We start from the raw sequence: 8,767 nt of genomic DNA, 5'->3' as shown, positions 1-8,767 counted from the left end.
CGGGTCTCTGGGGCTGCCGGCCAGCGGCCGGCACTACCAACTGTGTTTCATCTGATGCGTGGCCCATGCATGGAGGGGGTAGAGCCGGGCGCTGGCCGGCTGCCGGGTCCCTGGGGCTGCCGGCCAGCGGCCGGCACTACCAACTGCGTATCCCCTGATGCATGGCCCATGCATGGAGGGGTAGCGCCGGCCGCTGGCCGCCTGCCGGGTCTCTGGGGCTGCCGGCCAGCGCCCGGCACTACCAAATGCGCGTCACCTGTTGCGTTGCCCATGCATGGAGGGGTAGAGCCGGCCGCTGGCCGGCTGGCGGGTCCCCGGGGCTGCCGGCCAGCGGCCGGCACTACCGGCGGTTGTGCAGCGCGCGCCGGTTGCCGATGTGCGCGCATGCCAGCAGCACGCCACCACCAGCTGTCGCCACGCCATGCCAGAGCAGTGATTCCTTCAGCGGCAGGTATAGCGAGGCCGACAACAGCAGGAGGGCGCCGACGCAGGCCAGCCTTGCAGGTCGCCAGCGCCCATGCCGGTGAACCCCGGCCAAGGTGCTCGCCAAGGCCAGCGACGAGGCCAGCAGCGCAAACACCCATTCCCAGCGCGACATCATCAGCAGAAACGTCATCGCGCCATGGCCGGGGTGCTGGAACGAGCGCAGCGCCATCATCGCTGCCGGCACGAAGGCCAACAGCAGGGGCAGGGCGATGCAATGGGCGGCGCAGGCCAGGGACAGCCAGGCCCCGGCTAGATCGAAGCGGGGGTGCCAGCGTGCCGAAGCTGGCGGCTGGGCCAGGGCCCTTGCAGGCGTCGTGGGGATGTGGTCCATAATGTTACAGAGTAACAATTGGAGCCTCTCCCATGAAGCGTTCTGCTGCTCTTTTCCTGCTGCTGGCTGCCAGCGCTGCACAGGCCCATGATGTCCGCCAGCTCGGTGCGCACGTACACGGCCAGGCCACCGTTGATCTTGCGCTTGACCAGCAGACGCTGGAATTCGCCCTGCAGGCGCCCGGCATCGGCATCCTTGATTTCGAGCGGCCGTCGGCCAATGCAACCGAGCAGGCCGCGCTGGCGCGTGCGATTGCGCTGCTGCAAAGCGGCAGCTGGGTCACCTTGCCCACCGCCGCGGGCTGCCGCCTTATCGCGAACGATGCCAGGGCCGAGGGCTTCGATGCGATGGCTGCCGCGCCGCCGCCCGGTCAGCATCGCCACGCAGGGTTCAGCGCAACGCTGCGGTACCAGTGCACCAAGCCTGCCGGGTTGCGGGCCATCGTCGTGCGCCTGCCCGCAGTATTCCCGGGCCTGCACGAAGTGATCGTCAACAGCACCACCGCCCATGGCCAGAACCGCAGCGTGTTGACTGCGGACAATCTGCGCGTGGTGCTGGCACCGTGAGCATGCGACCGGTGATCGTGCTGGATGGCGTGCAGTTCGGCTATGGCCGGCGGCTGGTGCTGGACGTGCCGCGGCTATGGATCGAGCAGGGCAGCAGCGTGCTGCTGCGCGGAATCAGTGGCGGTGGCAAGAGCACGCTGCTCGGCCTGCTGGCGGGCGTGCTGCTGCCCGGCAACGGCCGCATCGAGGTCGCCGGCCACGCGCTGCAGGCGATGCGTGGTGCCGCGCGGGATCGCTTCCGCGCCGACCACCTGGGCGTGATCTTCCAGCAGTTCAACCTGCTGCCGTTTCTCAGCGTGCGCGACAACATCGCACTGGGCCTGCGCTTCTCGCGCCTGCGCAGTGCGCGCATCAGCGGGCCGTTGAATGCCGAGATCGCGCGACTGCTGCAGGCCCTGCAGCTGGACCCCGGGCTGATGCAGCGCCGCGCCGGCACGCTCAGCGTCGGCCAGCAACAACGCGTGGCGGCGGCACGCGCGCTGATCGGCCGCCCGGCGTTGCTGCTGGCTGATGAGCCGACCTCGGCGCTCGACCGCGACGCGGCGACCGCGTTCCTGAAGCTGATGTCGGCGCAATGCGAGGCGGCCGGCACCACGGTGCTGGTGGTCAGCCATGACGACAGCCTGCAGCCGTTGTTCGACCGCACGATTGCCCTGTCTCAGATCAACCAGGCAGGTGCCGGCCATGCTTGAGCTTGCCTGGGCCAGCCTGCGCAGCCGCGCGTTGAGCGTGGGCCTGACCGTGCTGGTCATCTCCCTCAGCGTGGTGCTGTTGCTGGGTGTCGAGCGTGTGCGCACGCAGGCGCACGAAGGCTTCGCCAGCACGGTGTCGGGCACGGACCTGATTGTCGGTGCGCGTTCGGGGCCGGTGAACCTGCTGCTGTACGCGGTGTTCCATATCGGTGACCCGACCAACAACGTGTCCTGGCAGTCCTACCAGGCGCTGTCCGCAATGCCGCAGGTGAAGTGGGCGGTGCCGCTGTCGCTGGGCGATTCCTGGCGCGGCTACCGGGTAGTGGGTACCACTGGCGGCTACTTTGAACACTATCGTTATGGTTCCGGTCACGCGCTTGCTTTTGCACAGGGGCGGCCCTTTGATGATCTGTATGACGCGGTGATCGGTGCGGAGGTGGCACGCGCGCAGAAGGTCGGCCTCGGCGACGAGATCGTGCTGGCGCACGGCACCGGCGCGGTCACGCTGGCCACGCATGCCGACAAGCCGTTCCGGGTCTCCGGCATCCTGCAGCGCACCGGCACGCCAGTGGATTCGTCGCTGCTGGTCTCGCTGCCGGCGATCGAGGCCATCCACGTCGACTGGCGCTCGGGTGTGCAGCTGCGCAGCCAGAGCGTCAGTGCCGAGCAGGCGCGCCACCTCGATCTGACCCCGACCAGCATCACCGCTTTCATGCTCGGCCTTAACTCGCGCATCGCCACCTTTTCGGTGCAGCGCAGGATCAACGAGTATCCCGAAGAGGCGATGCTGGCGATCCTGCCCGGGGTGACGCTGCAGCAGCTGTGGCAGTCGCTGGGCACGGCCGAGCGCGCCCTGCAGCTGATCAGCGCGTTGGTGGTGTTGCTGGGCATGGTCTCGCTGGTGGCGTTGCTGGTCTCGACGCTGCAGCAGCGGCGGCGCGAGATGGCGATCCTGCGTGCGACCGGCGCGCGGCCGGGTTACATCGCCGGCCTGCTGGTAGTGGAAGCGGTGGCAACCAGTGCCGTGGCCTGCGTGCTGGCGTTGGGGCTGCTGGTGGCCGCCAGCATGGCCGGACGCGGCTGGGCCCTGGCCACGTTCGGCCTGTCCATCACCCATGTCTGGCCGGATGGCCGCGAGCTGGCCTGGGTGGCGGGTGTGTTGGCGATCAGCGCGGTGGCCGGGCTGGTGCCGGCGTTGCTGGCCTACCGGCGCACCTTGGCCGATGGCCTGTCGCCGGGAGGCTGAGCATGCGCTGGATGCTGTCATTGCCGATGGTACTGGCGCTGGCAGCCTGCGAGCGGCCGGTGGATACCGGTGTGCAGGCGTTGCCACCTCCGCCGGTTGTCGACCACGCTGGCGCTGCGGATGCGGCGGAGCAGGAACTGGACTGGTTGCAGATGATGCCCAAGGACGAGCTGGCCGCGCTGGAGCGCGGAGAGGGCCCGGAGGTGGAGCACAACGGCAACCGGCGCATGCCGCAGTTCGGCACGTTCCGTACCGTGGATACGGTGCTGCAGCGTCCGGTGCGCCTGCCCGGCTACGTGGTGCCGCTGGCCACTGCGCAGGACGGGCGCCTGACCGAATTCCTGTTCGTGCCGTACTACGGCGCCTGCATCCACGTACCACCGCCGCCACCGAACCAGATCGTGCACGTGGTGCTGCCGCGCCCGATCGCCATGCCGGACATGTACTCGCCGTTCTTCCTGGCCGGCACCCTGCGTGCCGAGCGGCTGGATGATGATCTGGCCGGTTCCGCCTACACCATGCGCGATGCCCAGCTGAGGCCCTATGAACCGTAGCGCTGTGTTGCTGCTTGGATGCGTCTGGTTGGCAGGCTGCACGTCACCGGGCGGTGATGCCGTGGTGGCCACGCCGCGCGACAAGCCGTTGCCCTCCGCCGCGCCCGAAACGCCTATCGACCGCTGGGACGCGCTGCGGCCGGACGAAGTGACCTATCAGCGCCCGCCCCCGCAGATCGGCTTGTCACGCAATGGCATGGACGGGGTGGGCGGCCTGATCGACGACACCGGCTCGGGCACGCCACCGGGGCAGGAAATCGACCATTCCAGCCCGGATCGCGCCAAGCAGTTCGGCTCTTCGCGCGTGGTCGACGCTGTCGACGGTCGCGCGGTGGATCTGGATGGCTACGTGGTACCGCTGGGCACCAATGATGCCGGGCTGGTCGATGAGCTGCTGTTCGTGCCGTTCTATGGTGCGTGCATCCACGTGCCGCCGCCGCCACCGAACCAGATCATCCATGTGACCCTGGCCACGCCGATCGCGCTGGGCGATCTTTGGGACCCGTACCGGTTGGCCGGCCGCCTGCAGGTGAAGCGCTTCGATGCGGACATTGCCAGCGCGTCCTACGATGCCGCAGCGGCCACGCTGACGGCGATCCACGACTGATGCGCATGCGCTGGATCCTGGCTGCCGGGGTGCTGGTGAGCGCAGTCGTGCTGCTGGTGTGGTGGCAGCGGCAGCGCGCACCCACCGCGCCGCCGTTGGTCGCGTTTCCAGCACCGGCGTCCGACGCCAGCCAGCGCATCGAACAGCGTTTGGGTGACGACCACGCGTTCCGCAACGACGTGCTGTTCCTGCTTGCGGCAACAGTGCGCGACCGCTGCCAGCCAGCGCAGGCGGGGCTGCTGGCGCGCATGGCCAATCGTGCGTCGCTGCCGGTGCTGGCGGCGGTGAGTGCGGTGACCCAGCAGGATCCATCGCTGGACCGGCCGATCTACCAGTACATCCAGCACCGCGCCGACGCGACGCAGTGCGGCCATCCGCTGCAGATGCCGTTGACCGGTGGGCGCAGCATGGTGTTGGACATCGAACAGTACGCGCGCACCTTCCCGGACAGCTACTTCGACCCGCAGCGCAGCAGTGAACCCCGGGACTTTGGTGGACGGTCGTTGCAGCAGCGCGCTGGCAACGCCTGCAACAGCGTGGTGTATTCGGTGCTGCCGCTGGGTGGCACCGACTGGCGGTGCAGCAGCCTGCGCGCGAATGCCCGCGCGCGGGTGCGCGGCCTGTGCGAGGACGAGCTGCGGCGCCAGCACGGGGCAACGGGCGGGGAGCTGGACATGGCCGTGGGGCAGGGCATGCAGGCGGCGGTGGTAGCGGCGATTGCTGCGCTGCCGGAAGACTGCCGGTGATGATCCCGGACACCAGCCAAGACCGGGCATGAGGGGCGCGGCAACATGAACATTGCCCGGACCGCAATCTGAGCCGCTGTCGCCGCCTTCATAACTATACAGGACATCCTGTATAGTTATCGCCGTAATCCACCCCCACCAGGTTCTCCCATGGCTTCGTCCCAGCCCTTGGCCGGTGCTCCGGCCCTGTCGCGTGCCCGTCGCTGGGCACTGTTGTTCACCGTCGCCGCCGGCCTGCTGCTGGTCACGCTCGACAACTCCGTGCTCTACACCGCCCTGCCCACGCTGACCGAAGAACTCTCGGCCAGTGCCGGCCAGGCGCTGTGGATCATCAACGCCTATCCGCTTGTGATGGCCGGCCTGCTGCTGGGTGCGGGCACGCTGGGCGACCGCATCGGCCACCGCCGCATGTTCCTGATCGGCCTGGTGGTGTTCGGCGTGGCATCGTTGGCAGCGGCGTTCGCCGACACCGCAGGGCTGCTGATTGCCGCGCGCGCCTTCCTGGCGGTCGGCGCGGCCGCGATGATGCCGGCCACGCTGGCGCTGATCGGCCTGAGCTTCCACGAAGCGCGCGAACGCAACATCGCCATCGCGATCTGGGGTTCGGTGGCGATCGTCGGTGCGGCGCTTGGCCCGATCATCGGTGGCTGGCTGCTGCAGCATTTCTGGTGGGGCTCGGTGTTCCTGATCAACGTGCCGGTGGTCGTGGTCGCGTTCGTGGCCACGCTGCTGCTGGCACCGGAAGGCCAGCGCGACCCCTCGCGACCGTGGGACCTGGTTTCGTCGCTGCTGGCTCTGGCTGCACTGTCCGGCCTGGTGCTGGCGATCAAGTCGCTGATCGCTACGCCGCCGTCGTATGCGCTGGGTGCAGGCGCGCTGCTGCTGGCCGCCATCAGTGGTGCGGCGTTCGCGCGCCGCCAGCAGCAGCTGCCGTACCCGCTGCTGGACTTTGCAATCTTCCGCAATCCGGCGTTCCTGGCCGGCACGTTGTCGGCGGTGTTCACCCTGTTTGCGATGGCCGGCCTGCAGCTGGTCACCACCCAGCGCTTCCAGCTGGTGGCGGGCTTTTCGCCGCTGCAGGCGGGCCTGCTGGTGTCGGTGGCCGCGCTGGGCAGCCTGCCCAGTGCGCTGCTGGGCGGCAGCATCCTGCACCGGGTGGGCCTGCGCCCGCTGATCTGCGGCGGCCTGGCCACAGGTGCGCTGGGTGTAGGCGTGGTGGCATTCGGCTTCCCGCACGGCCTCGGCTGGGTGGTCGCCGGCATGGCGATCACCGGCTTCGGCATGGGTTCGGCCATCTCGGTGGCGTCCACCGCCATCCTCAACAACGTACCGGCGCACCGTGCGGGCATGGCCTCGTCGGTGGAAGAGGTGTCCTACGAGTTCGGTGGCCTGCTGGCGCTGGCGATGCTGGGCAGCTTGAGCGAGGCGATGTATGGCGCATTCCTGCCGGTCTCGGCCGACATGCCCGCGCTTGCACGGGAAGGCTTCACCCAGGCGCTGCACGTGGCACGTGAAAGCGGGCAGGGCGAGTGGTTCGCACTGGCCACGGCCGCGTATGACCGCGGCTACCAGATCGTGCTGCTGGTGATCACGGTGGTGCTGGCGCTGGGCGCGTCGATCATCGCGCGTCTGCTGCGCGGGCGCGTCGGCAGCCGCGAGGGTGCGGCCGATCGCGTAAAATGACGCGATGAGAACCAGCAAGCGCGACCGCATTCTCGACGCCGCCGTCAACGTGATCAATCGTGATGGCGTGCGCGCAGTGACCTTCGAGTCGGTGGCGGCCGAGGCCCAGCTGACCCGCGGCGGCCTGCTGTACCACTTCCCGTCGCGCGAGGCGCTGCTGCGCGGCATCGACGAGCACCTGGTGAAGGCCTGGGAGACGTCGATGGAAACGCTGCTGGGCAAGCGTGCAGACGAAGCCTCGGCGCTGGAGCGTTACCAGACCTTCGTGCGCGTCTCGGCGCAGAGCGCTACCCGTGCCGAGCTGATGTTCATGCTCGAATCGGCCGATCCGGACGCCGATGAGCGCCCGTGGGGGCCGGCGGTACGGCGTTGGGCGCCGTTGCCGCCGTCGACCGGGCAGAGCGACCCGGCCGCGCTCGACAATTTCGTGGCACGACTGGCCGCCGACGGCCTGTGGATCTACGAGGCGATGTACGAGGGGCAGCTGGATGAAAGCGTGCGCGCCCAGGTGGCCGAACGGATCGCCGGGCTGCTGGCGAAGCCCGATGGAACGACCAGTTGAGCGGGCAGCCGGCGCGCCGACATCGCCCGTGGTAGAGCCGACCGCTGGTCGGCTGCTCTTCGGTCAGGCCACGGAAATGCCGCTTCGATCGCCCGTGGTAGAGCCGACCGTTGGTCGGCTGCTCTTCGGTCAGGCCACGGAAATGCCGCTTCGATCGTCCGTGGTAGAGCCGACCGCTGGTCGGCTGCTCTTCGGTCAGGCCACGGAAATGCCGCTTCGATCGTCCGTGGTAGAGCCGACCGCTGGTCGGCTGCCCTTCGGTCAGATCACGAAAATGCCGCATCGGTAGAGTCGATCGTTAGTCGACTGCCCTTCGGTCGGACAACGAACCTCCCGCGCGTCGCGCGATAGTCGACCAGCGGTCGACTCTGCCCCCTCGCCTTTACCCAGCCTGCGCGGCGCCCGCGGCCAGCCACGCCCTCGGCGAAGCCCCCAACCGCTTGCGGAACGCCTTCGACAACGATGCGGTATCGGCAAACCCCACCTCGATCGCCACCTGCTTGACCGCCACGCCGGCCCGCAGCTGCGCGCAGGCCAGGCTCAGCCGCCAGTCCAGCAGGTAGCTGGCTGGCGTTGCCTGCATCACGTCCTTGAACACGGCCGCGAACGCGCTGCGCGACATGCCGGCGGTCGCGGCCATGCGCGGCAGCGTCCATTCGTCCTGCGGTGCCTGGTGCATCGCCACCAGCGTGCGTGCCATCCGCGCATCGGACAGCCCCCGCATCAACCCGTGGCTGACGCCGGCTGCATCCGGGTGGTCGACCACCCAGCGCAGGATCTGGATCAGCGCCACCTCGAACAGGCGGTTGGTCAGCAGCCGTGACCCGCAGCGCTGGCGATCGGCTTCGGCGAACAGCAGCTGCAGGGTGTCATCCAGTTCGGTGATCGCGGCCAGCGGCACCACCATCACCGGTGGCAGCGACTGCACGATCGGATTGCGCGCGCCACCATCGAAATCCAGCGTGGCACAGGTGAAATCCGGGCCGTCCAGCGGAGCGTTGAAGAACACATGGTGCAGCGGCTGCGGATACAGCAGGAGGCTGGGTGTATCGATCTTCAACCGGGGCAGCGCGCTATCGCCCCCAGGATGACGGACTTCCATCTCACCCTGGCGCAGGATGTGCAGGAACGCACGACCGGGCTGCGGCTCGAAGACATGCTGCCCGCACAGCGGGCCACTGTGGAACAGCGCCGCCTGCACCCGGAAGCGTTCCAGCAGCGAGGAGAGTCGATCTGGCGCAGGGGTGGCGGCGCGCATGCTCATGGACGTATGGACAACATATGTGGCGAATTG

At 68.6% G+C, this 8,767-nt stretch carries 10 protein-coding genes; 8 read left to right on the top strand and 2 right to left on the bottom strand.

What is annotated here, in order from left to right:
* Positions 1-340 precede the first annotated feature (340 nt).
* Positions 341-817, bottom strand: coding sequence for a MerC domain-containing protein (locus AC5P7I_RS14925; RefSeq protein WP_049439539.1), 477 nt, complete (start codon positions 815-817; stop codon positions 341-343).
* Between the two features lie 32 nt (positions 818-849).
* Between AC5P7I_RS14925 and AC5P7I_RS14920 the strand changes: the two genes are divergently transcribed.
* The 8 genes from AC5P7I_RS14920 (at position 850) to AC5P7I_RS14885 (ending at position 7,473) form a co-directional block, all read left to right on the top strand.
* On the top strand, positions 850-1,383 hold the full coding sequence (locus tag AC5P7I_RS14920) for a ZrgA family zinc uptake protein (RefSeq protein ID WP_046430878.1): 534 nt from the start codon (positions 850-852) through the stop codon (positions 1,381-1,383).
* Positions 1,380-2,075: an ATP-binding cassette domain-containing protein gene (locus tag AC5P7I_RS14915; RefSeq protein ID WP_197604680.1), complete on the top strand. Its 696-nt coding sequence runs from the start codon at positions 1,380-1,382 to the stop codon at positions 2,073-2,075. The genes AC5P7I_RS14920 and AC5P7I_RS14915 overlap by 4 nt, the downstream gene beginning before the upstream one ends.
* On the top strand, positions 2,068-3,321 hold the full coding sequence (locus AC5P7I_RS14910; protein WP_262087728.1) for an ABC transporter permease: 1,254 nt from the start codon (positions 2,068-2,070) through the stop codon (positions 3,319-3,321). Before AC5P7I_RS14915 ends, AC5P7I_RS14910 begins: the two co-directional genes overlap by 8 nt.
* A gap of 2 nt (positions 3,322-3,323) precedes the next feature.
* Positions 3,324-3,875, top strand: a complete 552-nt coding sequence (locus tag AC5P7I_RS14905) for a DUF3299 domain-containing protein (RefSeq protein ID WP_049439548.1) — start codon at positions 3,324-3,326, stop codon at positions 3,873-3,875.
* Positions 3,865-4,482 (top strand): DUF3299 domain-containing protein, encoded by a 618-nt coding sequence (locus AC5P7I_RS14900; RefSeq protein WP_046430871.1) that lies wholly within the window; start codon positions 3,865-3,867, stop codon positions 4,480-4,482. The genes AC5P7I_RS14905 and AC5P7I_RS14900 overlap by 11 nt, the downstream gene beginning before the upstream one ends.
* On the top strand, positions 4,482-5,228 hold the full coding sequence (locus AC5P7I_RS14895) for a hypothetical protein (RefSeq protein WP_142234810.1): 747 nt from the start codon (positions 4,482-4,484) through the stop codon (positions 5,226-5,228). Before AC5P7I_RS14900 ends, AC5P7I_RS14895 begins: the two co-directional genes overlap by 1 nt.
* A gap of 150 nt (positions 5,229-5,378) precedes the next feature.
* Complete coding sequence (locus AC5P7I_RS14890; RefSeq protein ID WP_262087727.1) at positions 5,379-6,911, top strand: MFS transporter; 1,533 nt, start codon at positions 5,379-5,381, stop codon at positions 6,909-6,911.
* 4 nt (positions 6,912-6,915) lie between these two features.
* On the top strand, positions 6,916-7,473 hold the full coding sequence (locus tag AC5P7I_RS14885; RefSeq protein ID WP_262087726.1) for a TetR/AcrR family transcriptional regulator: 558 nt from the start codon (positions 6,916-6,918) through the stop codon (positions 7,471-7,473).
* Positions 7,474-7,855: 382 nt separating this feature from the next.
* Here AC5P7I_RS14885 and AC5P7I_RS14880 read toward each other — a convergent pair whose 3' ends face one another.
* Positions 7,856-8,737 (bottom strand): AraC family transcriptional regulator, encoded by an 882-nt coding sequence (locus tag AC5P7I_RS14880; RefSeq protein WP_262087725.1) that lies wholly within the window; start codon positions 8,735-8,737, stop codon positions 7,856-7,858.
* Positions 8,738-8,767: the final 30 nt, after the last annotated feature.

This window comes from Stenotrophomonas sp. YJH_SMC_138 (assembly GCF_059369855.1).
The sequence above is the reverse complement of the archived record's forward strand: the minus strand, read 5'-3'. Positions and strand labels throughout refer to the sequence as shown.

Excerpts from the sequence above, each read along its gene's own strand:
- AC5P7I_RS14925 (WP_049439539.1), bottom strand. The coding sequence starts at position 817 with ATGGACCACATCCCCACGACGCCTGCAAGGGCCCTGGCCCAGCCGCCA.
- AC5P7I_RS14895 (WP_142234810.1), top strand. The coding sequence starts at position 4,482 with ATGCGCATGCGCTGGATCCTGGCTGCCGGGGTGCTGGTGAGCGCAGTC.
- AC5P7I_RS14920 (WP_046430878.1), top strand. The coding sequence starts at position 850 with ATGAAGCGTTCTGCTGCTCTTTTCCTGCTGCTGGCTGCCAGCGCTGCA.
- AC5P7I_RS14880 (WP_262087725.1), bottom strand. The coding sequence starts at position 8,737 with ATGAGCATGCGCGCCGCCACCCCTGCGCCAGATCGACTCTCCTCGCTG.
- AC5P7I_RS14900 (WP_046430871.1), top strand. The coding sequence starts at position 3,865 with ATGAACCGTAGCGCTGTGTTGCTGCTTGGATGCGTCTGGTTGGCAGGC.
- AC5P7I_RS14885 (WP_262087726.1), top strand. The coding sequence starts at position 6,916 with ATGAGAACCAGCAAGCGCGACCGCATTCTCGACGCCGCCGTCAACGTG.
- AC5P7I_RS14910 (WP_262087728.1), top strand. The coding sequence starts at position 2,068 with ATGCTTGAGCTTGCCTGGGCCAGCCTGCGCAGCCGCGCGTTGAGCGTG.
- AC5P7I_RS14905 (WP_049439548.1), top strand. The coding sequence starts at position 3,324 with ATGCGCTGGATGCTGTCATTGCCGATGGTACTGGCGCTGGCAGCCTGC.
- AC5P7I_RS14890 (WP_262087727.1), top strand. The coding sequence starts at position 5,379 with ATGGCTTCGTCCCAGCCCTTGGCCGGTGCTCCGGCCCTGTCGCGTGCC.